At 73.1% G+C, this 18,970-nt stretch carries 15 protein-coding genes; 9 read left to right on the top strand and 6 right to left on the bottom strand.

The features are described from left to right. Positions 1-267 precede the first annotated feature (267 nt). Positions 268-759: a DUF456 domain-containing protein gene (locus tag ACIPW5_RS37640; protein WP_401255306.1), complete on the bottom strand. Its 492-nt coding sequence runs from the start codon at positions 757-759 to the stop codon at positions 268-270. Positions 760-783: 24 nt separating this feature from the next. Beyond that, positions 784-1,761, bottom strand: coding sequence for a helix-turn-helix domain-containing protein (locus ACIPW5_RS37645; protein ID WP_401255374.1), 978 nt, complete (start codon positions 1,759-1,761; stop codon positions 784-786). A gap of 257 nt (positions 1,762-2,018) precedes the next feature. Between ACIPW5_RS37645 and ACIPW5_RS37650 the strand changes: the two genes are divergently transcribed. Both ACIPW5_RS37650 and ACIPW5_RS37655 read left to right on the top strand, forming a co-directional pair. Next, positions 2,019-3,305: a protein phosphatase 2C domain-containing protein gene (locus ACIPW5_RS37650; protein ID WP_401255309.1), complete on the top strand. Its 1,287-nt coding sequence runs from the start codon at positions 2,019-2,021 to the stop codon at positions 3,303-3,305. Between the two features lie 725 nt (positions 3,306-4,030). Beyond that, a complete protein-coding gene (locus tag ACIPW5_RS37655) occupies positions 4,031-4,465 on the top strand; it encodes an ATP-binding protein (protein WP_401255312.1) in 435 nt (144 codons plus the stop codon). Between the two features lie 57 nt (positions 4,466-4,522). Here the strand turns inward: ACIPW5_RS37655 and ACIPW5_RS37660 are convergent, their stop codons facing one another. After that, complete coding sequence (locus ACIPW5_RS37660; RefSeq protein ID WP_401255315.1) at positions 4,523-5,599, bottom strand: DUF2637 domain-containing protein; 1,077 nt, start codon at positions 5,597-5,599, stop codon at positions 4,523-4,525. Positions 5,600-5,791: 192 nt separating this feature from the next. Then, positions 5,792-6,661, bottom strand: a complete 870-nt coding sequence (locus ACIPW5_RS37665) for a (2Fe-2S)-binding protein (protein WP_401255318.1) — start codon at positions 6,659-6,661, stop codon at positions 5,792-5,794. 57 nt (positions 6,662-6,718) lie between these two features. Here ACIPW5_RS37665 and ACIPW5_RS37670 point away from each other — a divergent pair, with 57 nt between their 5' ends. Then, on the top strand, positions 6,719-7,525 hold the full coding sequence (locus ACIPW5_RS37670) for a GntR family transcriptional regulator (RefSeq protein ID WP_401255321.1): 807 nt from the start codon (positions 6,719-6,721) through the stop codon (positions 7,523-7,525). A 235-nt stretch (positions 7,526-7,760) separates the two neighbouring features. Here ACIPW5_RS37670 and ACIPW5_RS37675 read toward each other — a convergent pair whose 3' ends face one another. Together ACIPW5_RS37675 and ACIPW5_RS37680 are read right to left on the bottom strand one after the other, a co-directional pair. Beyond that, positions 7,761-8,531 (bottom strand): hypothetical protein, encoded by a 771-nt coding sequence (locus ACIPW5_RS37675; RefSeq protein ID WP_401255323.1) that lies wholly within the window; start codon positions 8,529-8,531, stop codon positions 7,761-7,763. Between the two features lie 174 nt (positions 8,532-8,705). After that, the gene (locus ACIPW5_RS37680) at positions 8,706-10,382 is read right to left on the bottom strand and encodes a PucR family transcriptional regulator (protein WP_401255326.1); all 1,677 of its coding nucleotides are present in this window, start codon (positions 10,380-10,382) and stop codon (positions 8,706-8,708) included. A 254-nt stretch (positions 10,383-10,636) separates the two neighbouring features. On the opposite strand from ACIPW5_RS37680, the gene ACIPW5_RS37685 reads away from it, so the two are divergent. The 6 genes from ACIPW5_RS37685 (at position 10,637) to ACIPW5_RS37710 (ending at position 18,929) form a co-directional block, all read left to right on the top strand. After that, the gene (locus tag ACIPW5_RS37685) at positions 10,637-11,530 is read left to right on the top strand and encodes a xanthine dehydrogenase family protein subunit M (protein WP_007267274.1); all 894 of its coding nucleotides are present in this window, start codon (positions 10,637-10,639) and stop codon (positions 11,528-11,530) included. Positions 11,531-11,532: 2 nt separating this feature from the next. Then, positions 11,533-12,132 (top strand): (2Fe-2S)-binding protein, encoded by a 600-nt coding sequence (locus ACIPW5_RS37690; protein ID WP_401255329.1) that lies wholly within the window; start codon positions 11,533-11,535, stop codon positions 12,130-12,132. A gap of 2 nt (positions 12,133-12,134) precedes the next feature. Beyond that, positions 12,135-14,531 carry a xanthine dehydrogenase subunit D gene (gene pucD / locus ACIPW5_RS37695; RefSeq protein WP_401255332.1) on the top strand — a complete coding sequence of 799 codons (2,397 nt, stop codon included), beginning with the start codon at positions 12,135-12,137 and terminating at the stop codon, positions 14,529-14,531. 327 nt (positions 14,532-14,858) lie between these two features. Next, positions 14,859-16,322: an NCS2 family permease gene (locus ACIPW5_RS37700; RefSeq protein ID WP_401255335.1), complete on the top strand. Its 1,464-nt coding sequence runs from the start codon at positions 14,859-14,861 to the stop codon at positions 16,320-16,322. Between the two features lie 75 nt (positions 16,323-16,397). Then, positions 16,398-17,549, top strand: a complete 1,152-nt coding sequence (locus ACIPW5_RS37705; protein ID WP_401255338.1) for an XdhC family protein — start codon at positions 16,398-16,400, stop codon at positions 17,547-17,549. A gap of 114 nt (positions 17,550-17,663) precedes the next feature. After that, a complete protein-coding gene (locus tag ACIPW5_RS37710) occupies positions 17,664-18,929 on the top strand; it encodes a YncE family protein (protein ID WP_401255341.1) in 1,266 nt (421 codons plus the stop codon). Positions 18,930-18,970: the final 41 nt, after the last annotated feature.

The following is an 18,970-nucleotide window of genomic DNA, read 5'->3' on the forward strand; positions in this document are numbered from 1 at the left end:
CCCACCCCCCGGGGCGGGGGATGATCCCCGCCGGCCGGGGTGGGGCGCCGCGGGCGCGGTAGCGCCGTACGGGGTCAGGGGCGGAGCCCCTGGGAACGGTGGAAGGGTGGGTAGGGGACCCGCTCCGCGCAGCGGCTCACCCGCCCGCACCCGCCCACCGGCATCGGCCACCCGAACCGGCCCCGCCCGACAGGCCGCCGGACGGAGTCCGGCGCAGCGGCGCGAAGCCGGGGAGGCCGCCTGCGGCCGAGCCGCGCGAGCGGCGCGTCAAGAAGGGGGGCCGGCCAGGACCGTGCCGAGCCACGCCGCCGTCACCGAAAGGCACGCCAGCAACTCCACCAGCACGCTCGTCCCCACCGCCCGCATCACCGCCCGGACCGACGCCCACGCCTCCCCGTGCGTGCCCAGCCGCCGGCGTTCGCACAGGTAGATGCCGCCCACGAACCCCGGCACCGCCCCCACCACCGGCAGCAGGACGAAGCCCGCCACCGCGCCCGCGCCCGCGTAGGCGGCCATCCGGCGGGTGACGCCGATGCCCCGCAGCCGCCTCGGCGGCAGTTGCCACTTCACCACCTGCACCACCAGCAGCAGGGCCGTCGACGCGACCAGGACCGCCCACGCGGCCGCGGAACGCTCGTGCAGGGACCACCACAGCAGTCCCGCCCAGACCAGCAGGGTGCCCGGTACCCCCGGGACCAGGACCCCCACCACCCCGAGCAGCAGCACCAGGCCCACCAGGAGCAGCTGCGGCAGATCCATGCGCCCAGCGTGACCGACCCCCGGCTATCGGGCCACCCAGCCCCGTTCGTACGCGTGCCAGCCCAGCTGGAGCCGGGTCGTCACGCCGGTCAGCTCCATCAGTCCCTTCACCCGCCGCTGGACCGTCCGCAGTCCGAGTTCCAGGTGCTTGGCCACGCTCGCGTCCGTCATCCCCGCCAGCAGCAGGGAGAGGATCTCCAGGTCGATGGTGTCGGGGCCGCCGTCGCCCTCCTCGGGGTGGCCCGTGGCGCCCAGCCGCAGCGGGAGGGACTCCCGCCACACCGCCTCGAAGAGGCCCCGCAGCGATTCGAGCAGGCCCGACGCGTGCACCACCAGGGCCGCCGGCTCCGCCCCGCGGGCCGTCAGCGGGACCATGGCGAGGGTGCCGTCCGCGATCAGCAGCTTCGTGGGGACCGTCGCCGCCACCCGGATCCGCTGTCCGCGGGCCAGGGCGCTGGAGGCCTCCCGCATGCCGGCGGGCAGGGTCAGCAGTTCGCGCTGGATGACCACCCGGTACTCGACGCCCCGTACGGCCGCCCGGTCCCCGGTGCCGTCCTCCGGTCCGGACACCCCCCGGGGCCGGTCGGCGAGGAGCGCGCAGACCTGCTCCCGCGCGCCCAGCCGGAGCTGCTGGAAGCGGCGGGCCACGGCGCTCGCGCCCGTGACCACCTCCACCAGGTCGTGCACCGCCGGTTCGGCGGCCTCCGCCCGGTACTCCCGGGCCAGCAGCGCGGCGGCGGTCTCCGCCCGTTCCAGTTCGTCCCGCTGCCGGGTCAGCAGGGCCTCCAGGGCGACGCCCGGCGGTGCGGCCACCCAGCGGCCCGGGTGCGCCGAGGAGCGGGCCGCCAGCCCGTGGCGTTCCAGGTGCCGCAGGGCCCGTTCGGTCTGCGGCACCGGCAGGGTCAGCCGGTGCGCCAGGTCGGGCACCTCGGCCGCTCCCAGTGCCACCAGCGCCCGGTACGCCGATTCCTGGCCCTCGTCCAGGCCTATCGCTCCCAGCAACCCGTCCACCCCCCATTCCCCTGAGCCGTTCCTGGCGGGAAGCGGCCACGGCGCGATTCCGCCGCCGCCATCTTCGCCGCATCCCCCGCCCCTCCGCCAAGGTGCTGCCGCCTCCGCTTTCCGGGAGGGGCGATCTGACGTACGAAATCCGCCCGTACGTACGGGTGGTGGGGGAGGGGAGCACGGGGTCGCGGCCCGGTGGGCCCTTTTCCCGGATTCGGGGTTTTCCGCCGCCCGGTCGCGCCCAGAATGGGGGCATGAGTCAGCAGGGCGCGCAGGACTGGTGGCAGAAGCTCTACGAGGACCCCGACGCGGGCCCCGCCCCCGACCCCGACCCGGGGGACACCCTGGACCAGCGCTTCCGCTCGGCGTCGGTCCTCGTGACGGACCCGGCCCCGCCCGAACCCGCCGTGCCGGGCCCCCGCCGGGAGCCCGCGCAGGTCTCCGGGGAGGCCGGGCGGGAGCCGCCGCAGGTGCCGCCGCAGGCCCCGCCGCCGGCTCCCCCCGCGCCCGCCCCCGGGCCCGTCCCCGCGCCCCCGCCCGTACCGCCGCCCCCGCCCGGGTACCGGGCCGCCGTGCCCCCGGCACCCCCCGCCCCGCCGGAACCGGCCCCGCCGCCGGACCCGCGGGTGACCGGGCGGACCGGGTACGCGCAGGGGGACCTGGCCGTGCCGCCCGCCCCGGCCCCGCCGCCCGAGCGGCCCGCCGTGCAGCACCTCGGCGACCGCGCGCCCACCTACGCCGCCGAGCCGGGAGCACTGCCCGCCGCCGACCCGGCCGCGCTGGACTTCCTGACCCCGGACACCGTCCTGGAGGGCGCCCGCTACGGGACGTACACCCTGCGGGCCGCCTCCCTGCGCGGGGACTCCGCCCGCTACCGGGGCGAGGCCCGGCGGGACTTCCTGCTCACCGCCCGCTTCGGCAGCGGTGACGGGGCCCTGGTGCTGGTGGTGCTGGCCGGCGGGGACCGGGCCGCCCCGGGGGCCCGGGAGGCGGCCGCCGAGCTCGGGCACCTCGTCGCGGCGGCCGTCGGGCGCAGCCGGGAGCGGCTCGCCGACGACATCCGGGCGGGCCGGCGCGAGGCCCTGCTGTCGGGGCTGCAGCGCCTGACCGACCGCGGCTACGGGCGGCTGCGGGCCCGCGCCGCCGAGCTCGGGCTCGCCGAGGAGGCGTACACCGCCGGGCTGCGCGGGCTCCTGCTGCCCCTGGACCCGGACTGCCCCCACCGGATCTGCTTCGGCGCCGGCGCCGGCGGCGTGTTCCGGCTGCGGGCGGGCCGCTGGCAGGACCTGGAGGAGGACGCCGCCGCCCCGGCAGTCGGCTTCCGCTTCCGGGCCTCGGTGGCCCGCCCGGGCGACACCCTGCTGCTCTGCTCCGGCGGCCTCGCGGAGCCCATGCGCGAGGAGGACCTGCTCCCGGCCGAGCTCGCCGCCCGCTGGTCGCACGGGGAGCCGCCGGGTCTGGCGGCCTTCCTCGCCGACACCCAGCTCCGCCTCAAGGGCTACGCCGACGACCGTACGGCCGCCGCGCTCTGGGAGGCGTGACCGCGCAGCGCTCCGTGAACTCCCCTGCCCAGCAGTGGTGTTCGGCTTCGACGCGGACATGTGCAATGCGTGGACGGCGCGTTATCGTTCCTCGAACGGCGGGTGGTGCCCGGTGCGCGGGCCCCCGCCGTCAAGGGGTGCCGCCGTCGGGTGACGGCGGTTGCCCGGTGCCGAGGGGAGATTTCCTCCCCCCGGTGCAGTAGGGCCTGCCCGTCAAAGTGACCTTCTTCGGCAACTCCTCACCGGACGCCGGCGGGTGGGGGAATGCCGGTTTTCGGCCTTCCTTCGTGCGGAACGACGAACCGGAGCCCGGACTCCGCCGCGATCGTCCGCGCGGCGGGCGCCCTTGGGGCCCCGGGGGAGGGGCCCGAGCAGCTCACGGCCGGTTCGGGGGATGCTTTCCGGACGGGGGCTCCGCGCCGGCGGGCGTGGTGGCGGGCCGCGGCGCCCTGTCGGTTCCGCCGAAGACCGGTGCCGGGACGGTGGCCGGATTCGCATGATCCGCCGACGCGGCCGTGCCGCCCCCGGGGCACGCCGGGACGGCCCGAACGGCTCGATCCGACCTCCGGAAGGTGTCCGGCAGTCGAGGCCGAAGGAGTGCGCACCGTCGCCGAGGGCATGCATCCCGTAGACCTGTTCGAGACCACGGGCAGCGCAATACGGGGAGGTATGTCGCCGTGCGGGTGGGGGCGAGCACCGGGAAGACGTGGAGGACCGGGCGGCCGGTGGCGCGGGAGCCGTCGGAGGGTGACGGGCAGGACCGCGCCGAGATGGCGCGGAGCGTGCGCCGGGCCGACCTGAGGGCGGTGGGGGAGGTCCGCAGGGCCCTGAGGGAGCTGGTGCGCCACCGCTGCCGGGGCGAGACGGCCGAGGTGGCGGAGCTGCTGATCACCGAGGTGGTCACCAATGCCCTCGTCCACACCGACCAGGGCGCCGAGGTGTCCGCGACCGTCCGGGGCGGCCGGCTCAGGGTCGAGGTCCGCGACCACGCCGCCCGCCTGCCCCGGCCGCACGTACCGTCCGCCGACGACGGTACGCACGGCCGCGGGCTGGTCCTGGTGCAGGCGCTGGCCGACGCCTGGGGCGTGGACCCGCTCGCGATGGGGTCCGGCAAGGTCGTCTGGTTCGAGCTCGGTGCCGCGGGCGCGGCCCGGGCCTGAGCGTGCGGAGGCGGGGCGCCCCGGGGGTGCCCCGCCTCGGTGTCATGTGCGGTCCGGTCAGCCGAACTGCTGCTCCAGGTCCTTCAGTTTGCGCTCCAGGGAGTCGAGCCGGGGGATCGTCTGGGTGTCGTCCTCGGCGGTGAGGTCCACCGTCCGGGAGCCGGACGGATCAGGGGATTCGGTTCCGTTCACGGCTTGCAGCGAGGGCCTTCTGGGGGTCCCTCCCAGTGGTAGCAGGGGCAGCTGTCCCGCTTCCGATATGGCGGGCTCCGCGCCGACCGGCGCGGAGCCCGCTCCGGGGGCGAGCCCCGGCAGGTCGACCTGACGCGCCCGGGCACGCCCGAACGCCCTGTGCTGCCGGCCCAGCGCCTTGATGCGGGCGCGGTCGAGGCGGTGCTGTTCCCGCCTGCGGTGCCGGTCCTGTTCGCGCTCCTTCTTGTCCTCGCGCACCTCGTCCACCGCCTCGTCGAGGGTGCGCACCCCCTCCAGCAGCATCAGCGACCAGGCGCCGAAGGTCTCCCGGGGGGCCCGCAGCCAGCGGACCATGCGGATCTGCGGCAGCGGGCGCGGGATCAGGCCCTGTTCGCGCAGGGCCGCCCGGCGGGTCTGCTTCAGGGCCCGGTCGAAGAGCACCGCCGCCGAGAGCGACATCCCGGCGAAGAACTGCGGGGCGCCGTCGTGGCCCGTACCGCGGGGGGCGTGGACCCAGTTGAACCAGGCGGCCGCCCCGGCGAAGAGCCAGACCAGCATCCGGGAGCCGAGGGCCGCGTCGCCGTGGCTGGCTTCGCGGACGGCGAGCACCGAGCAGAACATGGCGGCGCCGTCGAGGCCGAAGGGGACCAGGTACTCCCAGCCGCCGGAGAGGTTGAGGTTCTGCCGGCCGAAGCCGACGAGCCCGTGGAAGGAGAGCGCGGCGGCGACCGCCGCACAGCAGAACAGCAGGACGTAGGAGGCGGTCCCGTAGACGGCCTCCTTGCGGCGGCGGCGTTCCTCGCTGCGTTCCCAGCTGTCGTCGGCCGTCGCCTTCTCGCCCTCACGCTTCCCACGGGCCACCACCGCCACTGCCGCGAGCACGCCCAGGATCAGCAGGCTGCCGGGCAGCAGCCAGTCCAGCGATATGTCGGTCAGTCTCATGCGGATGTCCCTTGCCTCGCGTATGCGGCTTTCCGGGCGCCATAGTGGCGCAGCCGGTCAGTGGTGCACGTGGGTTTCGGGGCAAGTGGACGCCATCGGGGGGCGGGTCCCGTCGGATAGGGTGTTGTGGGTCGAACGGGCGCTCGTTCAGGGCGAGTTGAGTTCGAATCCACTTCATCCGCACGGGTGGGTTCAGGCGGCGGCCGCCGTGAGCCGGGTGACGCGCTCGGCGTCGCAGGTGCGCGGGCAGGTCGTACAGGTGTCCGTCGGGTCGATGGTGTAGGAGAAGCAGCAGCTCGCGCGGTCCCGGGTGGTCAGTTCGGCGCCGCCGTGCCCGCTGAGGGTGCGGAAGCCGGCGCCGGCCGTGTAGGGGGCGAGCGCACCGGGCAGCAGCAGCTCCAGCTCGCGCACGGCCCGCCGCTCCTCGCCCAGCAGGCTCCCCACGTACCAGAGCCCCTCGACCACCTCGTCGGCCGCCATCGCCCACAGGGCGTGGCGCCGCCGCCGCATCCGCGGGCCGAAGCCTTCCAGCAGCGGTCCGAGGTGCTGGGCCACCGCTGCCCGCACCTCACCCCGCAGGGCCTCCTCGCCGGGGACGACCCGCGCCCCGGGGAGGGAGGCCGCCGGGTCGTCCGGCAGGCAGGCGAACTCCTCGACCCGTACGGACAGGCGCCCCCGGGTCCGGTGGAACGCGACCTGCTCCACGGGCATCCGGGGCACCCGGCGTTCCAGGAACCACGGGACGGTGATCAGCAGGCAGGCGGGCCACGCGTACCGGTGGAGGCCGAATCCGGCCACCACGTCGGGCCGCGCCGGGCGCCCGTAGTCCCGTCGCACCTGGGCGTCGTCCCAGGCGAGGTAGGCGTCCTGGGCCGGACCGCCCTCCGCGAGCTCGTGCGCACCGACCCAGCCCACACCGCGAGGGAGGGGTTCGTGCGCGCCGCGTTCCTCGATCCGCAGGCTCGGGTAGGCCGCCGCCAGGCGCTCGTACGCACGTGCCACCGGAGAGCCGGCCGGGGCGGATGCGGACGGGAGCAGGACGGGAACGGCCGAGCCGGGCATGGGGGACCACCGAATCACGCGTCGTCGAAGAAGGTAAGCCTTACCTTAGCTGATCTCATGGAGCGTGGGGAGCCCCCTCTCGCCCCCGGTCTCCTCCGGGCCGCCCGGGGCCCGTCACCTATCCTCGGAACCGGTCGAGACCCGGAGGAGGACCGAGTGCACGGAGCGGCCCACGCCCCGGTGTCGGACGAGCAGGCGCCGCAGGAGCGGGAGCCACGGCGGCGGGAGCCCCTGATCCCGCCGCAGAAGGTGCTGCGCCATTCGGTGCGCGGGCAGGTCCTGGACGCGCTGCGCGCCGCCCTCGTGGAGGGGGAGCTGGTGCCGGGGGAGATCTACTCGGGCCCCGCGCTCGGCGAACGCTTCGGGGTCTCCGCGACCCCCGTCCGCGAGGCCATGCAGCAGCTGGCGCTGGAGGGGGCGGTGGAATGCCTGCCCAACCGCGGCTTCCGGGTGCTGACCCGCACCCCCCGCGGGCAGGCGGAGCTGTCCGAGGTCCGGGCCCTCATCGAGGTGCCGGTGATGCTCCGGCTGGCCCGGTCCGTACCCGTCGAGACCTGGGAGTCCCTCCGGCCGGCCGCCCTCGCCGCCGCCGAGGCGGCCGCCGAGGGGGACCTGCCCCGGTACGCGGAAGCCGACCGGGCCTTCCACCGGGCGGTGCTCTCGCTGTCGGGCAACGGCCAGCTGGTGAGCATCGCCGAGGAACTGCACCGGCGCGCCCAGTGGCCCCTGCCGGGCGCTCCGCGGGTGCGGCGGGGGGATCTGGTGGCGGATGCGGCGGAGCATTCGGCTCTGCTCGATGCGCTCGTCGCACGCGATCTCGTGGCGGTGGAGGCGCTGGTCCGGGCCCACTTCGCCGGAGCGTAGCCCTTCGGGGGCGGCCGGGTCCCCTACCCGCCCTTCAACCGTTCTCGCCCTCAGTCGCCGGGCGCGGCTCAGGACACGGCGCTACCGCGCCCGCGCCTCAAACGCCGGCGGGGCTGGATTCGCGCAGCGAATCCAGCCCCGCGCAGCGATCGAGCTGCCCCGCAGGGCGCCCGGCGGTACCGCATCGGCCGTCGGCCCGCATCCCTGCCGCCGCTCCCGCAGGGAACCGGCAGGGTTAGGCCGCCGGGGTGAGCTGGTCCGCCAGCCAGGTCGGGATGCCGCCCAGGAGGTGGAAGAGGCGGCGCGCCTCCGCGCGGAGGCGGGCGGCCTCGGGTTCCGGTTCGACCTCGGCCAGGGCCGCCAGCGCCGGCGCGGTGCCGACCAGGAAGCCCAGGTCCTCGCGGATCCGCAGGGACTCCGCGAAGCCCTTGCGGGCCTCGGCGACCTCGCCGTCCCGCAGCGCCAGCGCGGCCAGGTGGCGCCAGGTGAAGGACAGCAGCAGGGTGTCCCCGTGCGCCACCGCCCCCGTGTGAGCGCGGTCGTACGCCGGCCGGGCCGCCTGCGGGGCGTCCGCCAGGTGCTCGGCGACCAGGCCCCGCCGGAAGTCCAGCAGCGGGCGCGTCCGGGACCCCGGGGACAGCAGTGCGGCCGCGCGGCCCAGCGCCGAGCGGGCCTCGTCGGCCCGGTCGCGCACGCCGAGCACGGTCGCCGCGTACGCCAGCTGGCCCCGTTCGCAGGCCGCCGCGCCCCGTTCGTCGTCGTCGTGGGCCACGGCCTCGGCCACCCGCAGCGCGTCCTCCGCGTCGGACCAGCCCTGCCCGGTGAACAGGCACCGCTCCACCAGGAGCGCGGTGCGCTGGACCGCCGCCCCCGCGTCGTGCGCGTGCGGCGTCAGCAGGGCCGCCGCGTCCGTCCAACAGCCGCGCGAGCGCAGCCGCCATATCGCCCGCTGGAGGGGGTCGTCGCCCCCGGTCGATCCCGCACCGGACATGGCGGTGTCCGCCACATTGCCCTCCCCGAAGCAGCCAAGCAGCACGTCGTTGAGCCCTGGGGCGAAATGAGAGCACGGATCTGCTGCCTCGGCCAAGGGGTCGGGTGAACTCTTTCACAAAGTCCGGACGGCTCGTCAGCCGCCCCTGCCCGGCCCCTCCGCAGGAGTGCGCAGATGGGAGGGCCGGGGTCAGCTCATGCGCAGGGCCAGGAAGAAGTCGAGCTTGTCCTCCAGTCGCGAAAGGTCGCGCGCCGTCAGCTGCTCGATTCGCCCGACCCGGTAGCGCAGCGTGTTGACGTGCAGGTGCAACCGGGTCGCGCAGCGGGTCCAGGAGCCGTCGCAGTCCAGGAACGCCTCCAGGGTCGGGATGAGCTCCGCCCGGTGCCGGCGGTCGTAGTCCCGCAGCGGGTCCAGCAGCCGGGCCGTGAAGGCGCGGCGGACGTCGTCCGGCACGAACGGCAGCAGCAGCACGTGCGAGGCCAGCTCGTGGTGGCCGGCCGCGCACACCCGGCCGGGCCGGGCCGCCGCGACCCGGCGGGCGTGCCGGGCCTCCTCCAGCGCCCCGCGCAGCCCCTCGGCGGAGTGCACGGCCGCGCTGACGCCGAGCGTGAGCCGCCCGTCGTCGGCCAGACCGGCCGCCAGCGGCTCGCGTACGGCCGCCAGGAGCGCGTCGGCGTGCAGGGCGGAGTCCGGGCCCTTGTCCTCCCCGGCGTCCCCGGAGAGCGCGGGCAGCGGCACGAGCGCGATGGCCTCGTCGCCGGCGTGGGCCACCGCGATCCGGTCCGACGGCTCCGGTCCGGACAGCGACGGGTCGACCAGGATCTCCTCCAGCAGCGACTGGGCCACCGGGCCGCCGGGGATGTCCCCGCCTTCCCAGTCCACCCGCGCCACGACGACCTGCCAGTGCGGGGCCGCGCCCAGCCCGGGCAGCAGCACCGGGGCGGCCACCCGCAGGCGGGCGGCGATCTCGGCGGGCGGGGCGCCCGTCTGGACCAGCTCCAGCACCTCCTGCGCCAGCCGGCGGCGCACCGTACGGGCCGCGTCGCGGCGGTCCCGCTCGACGGCGATGAGCTGGGTGACGCCCTGGAGCAGGTCCAGGCGCTCGGCGGGCCAGTCGCCCGCGTCCGCCTCGACGGCCAGCAGCCAGTCCGACAGGACGCTCTCGCGCACGTCGCGGGTGGCCTGACCAGGGCCGCGGCCGTGTCCCCTGATCGGGAAGAGGGAGTAGGTAATACCCTGGATGGACAGCCGGTGCGGGCCCCTGCGGCCCGTCCGGACCGCCGCGAGGTGTTCGCTCGCCAGCGTCGCGCAGATCCCCGGCGCCAGCGGCTCGCCCGCTCCGGCGATCTGCCGGCCGGTGGGGGAGAGCACCCAGGCCCGCAGATCGAGGTCCGTGGTGAGCAGATCCAGCACCACATCGGGTCCGCCGCCCGCGGGGCCCGAGGTCATCAGGCGCCGGTGGCGGTCCACGACCGCCGCGAGGTCGCCCGCGCGCTCCCCGGAAACCTGCCGCACCACGTATTCCGTGATGGTGGCGAATGCAACGTCCTCGTTCACCGCGAAGAGCGGGAGCCGGTTTCGCACACAGGCCGAAACCAGATCATCCGGGATGTCTCCCAGTTCCGCTTCGCCGGCCGCGAGGCCCGCTACCCCCGCGCTCGCGAGGATTCGTACGAATGGCTCGGAGTCGGCTGAATTTCTTCGCCATGCGAGGCCTGTGAGTACAAGTTCTCCCCCCGTCAGGTATCGGCTGGGATCCCTCAGGTCGGTCGTCATGACCCCGCGGACCGTCCGGTCGAGTTCTTCCTCGCCGCCCAGCAGCCGCAGCCCCAGCGCCTCGGTTTCCAGCAGTGCGCGCAGCCGCATGATGTCGCCGCCGATCTGTCTCGAATGTTGCCGTTGGAAATCGGGCAGGTCGTCGCATCCTGCCTTTCATACGAATCTACAAGACGAAGGAGGCCGCCAGCCAACTCCTTCATGGTTTCGGTGACTGCACCCGAGGGACACCGGGCTTGTGTACTGGCTCCACACCGCGTTAACAGCACGTGAACGACCAGTCGAGGGCCCTTCGGCCTCCTGGCTTGAAGTGAACGACCCGATTAAGAAGAAGAGAGCCGCACATGGACTTCCTTCGCCCCGCCAGCTGGGAGGAGGCACTCGCCGCCAAGGCCGAGTACCCCACAGCTGTGCCGATTGCGGGTGGCACCGACATCATGGTCGAGATCAACTTCGACCACCGCCGTCCGGAATACCTCCTGGACCTCAACCGCATCGAACTGCTGCGGGAGTGGGAGGTCGGCGAGGAGGTCACCAAGCTCGGCGCCTCCGTCCCGTACACCCAGATCATGGAGAACCTGCGCGCGACGCTGCCGGGTCTCGCGCTCGCCTCGCACACGGTCGCGTCCCCGCAGATCCGCAACCGAGGCGGTGTCGGCGGCAACCTCGGTTGCGCCTCGCCCGCCGGTGACTCCCACCCCGCCCTGCTCGCCGCCGACTGCCACGTCGAGGTCGAGTCGGTGCGCGGCTCCCGCCTGATCCCGATCGACGAGTTCTACACCGGCGTGAAGCGCAACGCGCTCGCCGCCGACGAGCTCATCAAGACGGTCCACATCAAGAACGCCACGGGCCCGCAGCAGTACTCCAAGGTCGGCACCCGCAACGCGATGGTCATCGCCGTCTGCGGCTTCGGCATCGCGCTGCACCCCGACACCCGCACCGTGCGTACGGGCATCGCCTCGGCGGCCCCGACCCCGATCCGGGCCAAGGCTGCCGAGGAGTTCCTGAACGCCGCGCTCGAAGAGGGCGGTTTCTGGGACAACGGCAAGGTCATCACCCCGTCGATCGCCAAGCAGTTCGGTGAGCTCGCGTCCGCCTCCTGCAACCCGATCGACGACGTCCGCGGCACGGCGAAGTACCGCCGCCACGCGGTTGGCATCCTTGCTCGCCGCCAGCTCGTCTGGACCTGGGAGCAGTACCGCGGCACGAACGGCCGCTCGCTTGAAGGGGCTGCGTAATCATGCGCGTCAATTTCACCGTCAACGGTCGTCCGCAGGAAGCCGACGACGTCTGGGAGGGCGAGTCCCTCCTCTACGTGCTGCGTGAGCGCCTGGGCCTGCCCGGCTCCAAGAACGCGTGCGAGCAGGGCGAGTGCGGTTCCTGCACCGTCCGCCTCGACGGCGTGCCGGTCTGTTCCTGTCTGGTCGCGGCCGGCCAGGTCGAGGGCCGCGACGTCGTGACCGTCGAGGGCCTGGCGGACTTCGCCAAGCAGCGCGACGAGCACGGCCACTCCTGCGGCACCGGCGCGTGCGGCGGCGGCAAGGGCGTCTCCACGGACGAGGCCAAGGCGTGGTCCGCCAAGGGCACCGACTCCCAGACGGGCGAGGGCGCCGCGCTCTCCAACATCCAGCAGGCGTTCATCGACGCCGGCGCGGTCCAGTGCGGTTTCTGCACCCCGGGTCTGCTGGTCCAGGCCGACGCTCTCCTGGAGCAGAACGCCGACCCGTCCGACCAGGACATCCGTGAGGCCCTGTCCGGCAACCTCTGCCGCTGCACGGGCTACGAGAAGATCCTCGACGCGGTCCGCCTCGCGGCCGCCCGTCAGGGAGAGGCGGTCTGATCATGGCTCAGAACACCCGCACCGTGGGTACGCCGACGAACGTCACCCAGAACCACACCAAGGGCGGCATCGGCGAGTCCACGCTCCGTCCGGACGGCACCCTCAAGGTCACCGGCGAGTTCGCGTACTCCTCGGACATGTGGCACGAGGACATGCTGTGGGGCCAGACCCTGCGCAGCACCGTCGCCCACGCCGAGATCGTCTCCATCGACATCTCCGAGGCCCTGGCCATGCCGGGCGTCTACTCGGTGCTGACGTACGACGACCTGCCGGCCGAGATGAAGAACTACGGCCTGGAGATCCAGGACACCCCGGTCCTGGCCAACGGCCGGGTGCGCCACCACGGTGAGCCGGTCGCCCTCGTGGCCGCCGACCACCCGGAGACCGCCCGCCGCGCGGCCGCCAAGATCAAGATCGACTACAAGGAGCTGCCGCTCGTCACGGACGAGGCCTCCGCCCTCGCCGCCGACGCGCCGCTGATCCACCCGGGCCGCGACGACCACCACTCCGGTCACGTCCCGCACCCGAACATCGTGCACCGCCAGCCGATCATCCGCGGCAACGTGGAAGAGGCCCGCAAGCGCGCCGACGTGATCGTCGAGGGCGAGTACACCTTCGGCATGCAGGACCAGGCCTTCCTCGGCCCGGAGTCCGGTCTGGCCGTGCCGTCCGAGGACGGCGGCGTCGACCTCTACGTCGCCACCCAGTGGCTGCACTCGGACCTCCAGCAGATCGCCCCGGTCCTCGGCCTCCCGCCGGAGAAGGTCCGCATGACGCTCTCGGGCGTCGGCGGTGCCTTCGGCGGCCGCGAGGACATCTCGATGCAGATCCACGCCTGCCTCCTGGCCCTGGCCACGAACAAGCCGGTCAAGATCGTCTACAACCGCTTCGAGTCCTTCTTCGGCCACGTGCACCGCCACCCGGCGAAGCTCTGGTACGAGCACGGCGCCACCAAGGACGGCAAGATCACGCACATGAAGTGCAAGATCGTGCTCGACGGCGGCGCCTACGCCTCGGCCTCCCCGGCCGTCGTCGGCAACGCGTCCTCCCTCTCGGTCGGCCCGTACGTCATCGACGACGTGGACATCGAGGCGATCGCGCTCTACACGAACAACCCGCCCTGCGGCGCGATGCGCGGCTTCGGCGCCGTCCAGGCCTGCTTCGCGTACGAGGCCCAGATGGACAAGCTCGCGGCGAAGCTGGGCATGGACCCGGTCGAGTTCCGCCAGCTGAACGCCATGGAGATGGGCACGATCATGCCCACCGGCCAGGTCGTGGACTCCCCGGCCCCGGTCGCCGAGCTGCTGCGCCGGGTCAAGGCCCGCCCGCTGCCGCCGGAGCGCCAGTGGGAGACCGCCGGCGAGAACGCGGACGTCCGCGCGCTGCCCGGCGGCCTCTCCAACACCACCCACGGCGAGGGCGTCGTCCGCGGCGTCGGCTACGCGGTCGGCATCAAGAACGTCGGCTTCTCCGAGGGCTTCGACGACTACTCCACCGCCCGCGTGCGCCTGGAGGTCATCAACGGCCAGCCCGTCGCGATGGTCCACACGGCCATGGCGGAGGTCGGCCAGGGCGGCGTCACCGTCCACGCGCAGATCGCCCGTACGGAGCTGGGCGTCACGCAGGTGACCATCCACCCGGCCGACACCCAGGTCGGCTCCGCCGGTTCCACGTCCGCCTCCCGGCAGACGTACATGACCGGTGGCGCGGTGAAGAACACCTGCGAGCACGTCCGCGAGGCGCTGCTGGAGATCGGCCGCCGCAAGAACGGCTCGTACCACCCGGCGTGGGCCCACGCGGAGCTGCTCCTGGAGGGCGGCAAGGTCGTCACCGACGGCGGCGAGGTCCTCGCGGACATCGCCGACATCCTGGAGGACGAGGTCATCGACCTCGAACTCGAGTTCCGCCACCGTCCGACGGTCGCCTTCGACCTGAAGACCGGCCAGGGCGACGGCCACGTCCAGTACACCTTCGCCGCGCACCGCGCGGTCGTCGAGGTGGACACCGAGCTCGGCCTCGTCAAGGTCGTCGAGCTGGCGACCGCCCAGGACGTCGGCAAGGCCCTGAACATGCTCTCCGTGGTGGGCCAGATCCAGGGTGGTACCACCCAGGGTCTCGGCGTGGCGGTCATGGAAGAGATCATCGTGGACCCGAAGACCGCGAAGGTGCGCAACCCCTCCTTCACGGACTACCTGATCCCGACCATCCTGGACACCCCGACCATCCCGGTCGACGTCCTGGAGCTGGCCGACCCGAACGCCCCCTACGGCCTTCGCGGTCTCGGCGAGGCCCCGACCCTGTCGTCCACCCCGGCCGTCCTCGCGGCGATCCGTGCTGCGACCGGTCTGGAGCTCAACAAGACGCCGATCCGTCCGGAAGCCCTTACCGGGACCCTCTAGGACGGCGTGGTCCGGGGGCCGCGAGGCCCCCGGACCCACCCCCGGATTTCCGGGCGGTGTGACTCGGGAACGTCACACTTCACGCCGCACCGCCCGGAGCACGAAGTACGCAGTACCGCACCGCTCGCGGTCCTCGTCACTGGCAGAACCCCTGCAAAACCCCCACGTAGTACCAGCGGTCACCCCCGCACTACCCGCAGTACACGCAGTGCACATTTCGCGTCGCCTCGGGCCGTCACCCCGGGTCGTGCAGCCAACGCAGTTTCCCAAATCCCGCGTCTCCAATCTTTATGCGGGTGCCCCTTTGAACCTTGGGAGTTAGGCACCATGACCCAGTCGTCTGTGGAGCCCAAGACCACCGCGGAAGAGGCCGGCGACGGCTCTCTGAACCCCGCCGGGCGTTCTTGGCTCGACCGTTACTTTCACATCACCCATAGAGGGTCCAACGTAGGCAATGAGGTTCGTGGCGGCGTCACGACCTTCATGGCCATGGCGTACATCCTCCTGCTCAACCCGCTGATCCTCTCCGGCAAGGACGTCGCCGGGGACACGATGAGCCAGAAGGCCCTGATCACGGCCACCGCCTTCGCGGCGGCCCTGACCACCCTCCTGATGGGCTTCATCGGCAAGGTCCCGCTGGTCCTCGCCGCAGGCCTCTCCGTATCCGGCGTCCTGGCCTCTCAGGTCGCCCCGCAGATGACCTGGCCGCAGGCCATGGGCATGTGCGTCATGTACGGCGTCGTGATCTGTCTCCTGGTCGTCACCGGCCTCCGAGAGATGATCATGAACGCGATCCCCCTCGCACTCAAGCACGCGATCACCATGGGCATCGGCATGTTCGTCGCCCTGATCGGTCTCGTGAAGGCCGGCTTCGTCGGCAAGGGCCCCGAGTTCGGTCCCCCGGTCCAGCTCGGTTCGGTCGGCGAGCTCGCCGGCTGGCCGGTCCTGCTGTTCTGCGTCACCCTGCTGGGCATCTTCATGCTCCAGGCCCGCAAGATCCCCGGCGCCATCCTGATCGGCATCGTCGGCGGCACCGTCCTCGCGGCGATCCTGAACGCCATCGTCGACATCGACCCGAAGGCCTGGAAGAACGGTCCGCCGACCCTCGAGGGCTCCGCGATCTCGATGCCGGACTTCTCGCTCTTCGGCAAGGTCGAGTTCGGCGGCTGGGGCGACGTCGGCGTCATGACGGTCGGCATGATCGTCTTCACGCTGGTGCTCGCCGGCTTCTTCGACGCGATGGCCACCATCATCGGCGTCGGCACCGAGGCCAAGCTGGCCGACGACAAGGGCCGCATGCCGGGCCTGTCCAAGGCGCTGTTCATCGACGGCGCCGGTGGCGCCATCGGCGGCATCGCCGGCGGCTCCGGCCAGACGGTCTTCGTCGAGTCCGCCACCGGCGTCGGCGAGGGTGCCCGCACGGGTCTCGCGTCCGTCGTCAGCGGTCTGCTCTTCGCCGCGTGCCTGTTCTTCACCCCGATCACCCAGATCGTCCCGGGTGAGGTCGCCTCCGCGGCCCTGGTGATCATCGGCGCGATGATGATGCAGAACGCCCGCCACGTGGACTGGGCCGACGCCGCGACCGCCATCCCGGTCTTCCTGACCGTGGTGATCATGCCCTTCACCTACTCGATCACCCCCGGTGTCGCCGCCGGTGTGATCTCCTACGTGGCCATCAAGGTCGCGCAGGGCAAGGCCCGCGAGATCGGCGCCTTCATGTGGGTCCTGACCGGTGTCTTCCTGGTCTTCTTCGCCCTCCACCCCATCGAGGCGTGGCTCGGCGTCAAGTAAGGCGGGCCCCGTGGGCACCACCTGACCCTCCACGCATCCGATACTGGAACCCGAACCCCTCCGAGGAGGCCGCACATGCTGGACATCGCCGAGGAACTGAACCGGTGGGTCGAGCAGGGACGTGACTTCGCCGTCGCCACCGTGGTGGCGGTCGGCGGGAGCGCTCCCCGGCAGCCCGGGGCCGCGCTCGCCGTCGACGGCGAGGGCACGGCCATCGGATCGGTTTCCGGCGGATGCGTGGAGGGCGCGGTGTACGAGCTGTGCCGGCAGGCGATCGAGGACGGCGAGACCGTCCAGGAGCGCTTCGGCTACAGCGACGACGATGCCTTCGCCGTGGGTCTGACCTGCGGCGGAATCATCGACATCCTGGTCACCCCGGTCCCCGTGGGCTCCCCCCTGCGGGAGGTGCTCGCCACCGCGCTGCGCGCCGCGGCCCAGGGTGAGGCCGCCGCGGTGGCCCGGATCGCCGACGGCCCGGCCGAGCTGATGGGCCGCGCCCTCGTGGTCGGCCCCGACGGCTCCTTCGAGGGCGGCTACGGCGGCCACCCCGAGCTGGACCGCACCATCGCCGAAGAGGCCCGCGCCATGCTCGACGCCGGCCGGACCGGCGTGCTGGAGATCGGCGCCGACGGCCGGCTGTGCGGAGAGCCGCTCAAGGTCCTCGTCGAGTCCAGCGTCCCGCCCCCGCGGATGATCGTCTTCGGTGCCATCGACTTCGCCTCCGCCCTGGTGCGGATCGGCAAGTTCCTCGGCTACCACGTGACGCTGTGCGACGCCCGGCCCGTCTTCGCCACGAAGAAGCGTTTCCCCGAGGCGGACGAGATCGTGGTCGACTGGCCGCACCGCTACCTGGAGACCGCCAAGGTGGACGGCCGCACCGTGCTCTGCGTCCTCACCCACGACGCCAAGTTCGACGTACCGCTCCTCGAACTGGCCCTCAAGCTTCCCGTCGCCTACGTCGGCGCCATGGGCTCCCGCCGCACCCACGAGGACCGCAACAAGCGGCTCCGCGAGGTCGGCGTGACCGAGCTCGAACTGGCCCGGCTGCGCTCGCCGATCGGCCTGGACCTCGGCGCCCGCTCCCCGGAGGAGACCGCGCTGTCCATCGCCGCCGAGATCGTCGCGAACCGCCGCGGCGGCAGCGGCGCCGCCCTCACCGGCGCGCACATCCCGATCCACCACGACACCTCGAACACGGTGATCGGCAGGATCGGCTCGGTCGCCTGAAGGGGCGCCCCCTGACGTGAGTGAAGGCGCGACCCTCCCGGGGGTTGCGCCTTCTGCCTGCCCCGCCTATTTTACCGGCCGGTAACAGTCCCTCCCCGTATCGGAGTTGAGCGGATGTCCCGGACCGGTCGCACCCCCGCACGTGCCCTCCGCCTGACGTGCGCCCTGGCGCTGGCGGGCCTCGCCGCGGCCCTCGGCCCCGCCGCCGGCGCGGCGGCGCCGCCCGGCGGCGGCCTGCGCGAGGTGCTCTTCGTCGGCAACAACTGGGAGGGCACCGCCGACGTCCTCGCCTCCACCGGCGACCTCGCCCGCATCGGCCGGATCGACGTCGTCCCCGACAAGGAGGAACGGCTCCGCGAGATCTGGCTCAACCCCGTGAAGCTCGGCTTCTTCCTCGGCATCCGGGCCACCGCCGGCGAGGGCCACGACCAGCTCGTCGACGACATGTACACCACCCCCGACGGGTCGGCCGTCGTGGTCTCCCGCCCCAGCTTCGCCGACGTCGTCTCCATCGACGTGCGCACCGGCCGGATCAACTGGCGCTTCCCGGTGGCCGGCCACCGCTCCGACCACATGGCCGTCTCGCCCGACGGCACCCGCGTCGCCGTCTCCGCCTCCACCGCGAACACCGTCCACGTCCTCGACATCGCCACCGGCCGGCAGACCGGATCCTTCACCACCGGCGACAAACCCCACGAGAACACCTTCACCCAGGGCGGCCGGTACCTCTGGAACAGCGCCATCGGCGACGTCACCTCCGCCCTCGACGCCCCCTGGCTGGACTGGACGAAGGGCGACCGGAAGATCACCGTCGTCGACACGGAGACCTTCCGCACCGTCCGCGTCATCGACATGCGCGAACGCCTCGACGCCTTCGGCCGGGGCGACCTCTCCGACGCAGTACGGCCGGTCTCCTTCAGCCCCGACGAATCCAAGCTGTACTTCCAGGTCTCCTTCTTCAACGGGTTCGTCGAGTACGACGTGGCCTCCGACCGGATCACCCGCGTCAAGACCCTCCCCCAGAACCCGGCGACCTCCGCCGACCGCACCACGTGGGTCAACGACTCCCGCCACCACGGCATGTCCATGAGCCCCGACGGGAGCAGGCTCTGCATCGCCGGCACCATGGACGACTACGCGACCGTCGTCGACCGCGCCACCCTCGCCGAGGGGCCGCTCGTCCCCGCCGCCAAGCCCTACTGGGCCACCGTCAGCGGGGACGGCACCGCCTGCGTCATCTCCGAGAGCGGCGCCGACCGGGTCACCGCCATCGACTTCGCCACCGGGGCCAAACGCGTCTCCGTCCCCGTCGGCGACCACCCCCAGCGGGTCCGAATCGGACACGTCCCGGCCGGCTGGACCGGACCCGGCAGCCGCTGAAGGCCGTTCACGGCAAGCCCGGAAACCGGCCGGACCCGTCA

The organism is Streptomyces sp. NPDC090077 (assembly GCF_044747545.1).
Classification (GTDB): domain Bacteria; phylum Actinomycetota; class Actinomycetes; order Streptomycetales; family Streptomycetaceae; genus Streptomyces.

What these genes read in the sequence shown, in the direction of transcription:
- ACIPW5_RS37640 (WP_401255306.1), bottom strand. Translation starts at nt 759, where the DNA reads ATGGATCTGCCGCAGCTGCTCCTGGTGGGCCTGGTGCTGCTGCTCGGG.
- ACIPW5_RS37650 (WP_401255309.1), top strand. Translation starts at nt 2,019, where the DNA reads ATGAGTCAGCAGGGCGCGCAGGACTGGTGGCAGAAGCTCTACGAGGAC.
- ACIPW5_RS37660 (WP_401255315.1), bottom strand. Translation starts at nt 5,599, where the DNA reads ATGAGACTGACCGACATATCGCTGGACTGGCTGCTGCCCGGCAGCCTG.
- ACIPW5_RS37665 (WP_401255318.1), bottom strand. Translation starts at nt 6,661, where the DNA reads ATGCCCGGCTCGGCCGTTCCCGTCCTGCTCCCGTCCGCATCCGCCCCG.
- ACIPW5_RS37670 (WP_401255321.1), top strand. Translation starts at nt 6,719, where the DNA reads ATGGAGCGTGGGGAGCCCCCTCTCGCCCCCGGTCTCCTCCGGGCCGCC.
- ACIPW5_RS37680 (WP_401255326.1), bottom strand. Translation starts at nt 10,382, where the DNA reads ATGCGGCTGCGCGCACTGCTGGAAACCGAGGCGCTGGGGCTGCGGCTG.
- ACIPW5_RS37685 (WP_007267274.1), top strand. Translation starts at nt 10,637, where the DNA reads ATGGACTTCCTTCGCCCCGCCAGCTGGGAGGAGGCACTCGCCGCCAAG.
- ACIPW5_RS37690 (WP_401255329.1), top strand. Translation starts at nt 11,533, where the DNA reads ATGCGCGTCAATTTCACCGTCAACGGTCGTCCGCAGGAAGCCGACGAC.
- pucD (WP_401255332.1), top strand. Translation starts at nt 12,135, where the DNA reads ATGGCTCAGAACACCCGCACCGTGGGTACGCCGACGAACGTCACCCAG.
- ACIPW5_RS37700 (WP_401255335.1), top strand. Translation starts at nt 14,859, where the DNA reads ATGACCCAGTCGTCTGTGGAGCCCAAGACCACCGCGGAAGAGGCCGGC.
- ACIPW5_RS37705 (WP_401255338.1), top strand. Translation starts at nt 16,398, where the DNA reads ATGCTGGACATCGCCGAGGAACTGAACCGGTGGGTCGAGCAGGGACGT.
- ACIPW5_RS37710 (WP_401255341.1), top strand. Translation starts at nt 17,664, where the DNA reads ATGTCCCGGACCGGTCGCACCCCCGCACGTGCCCTCCGCCTGACGTGC.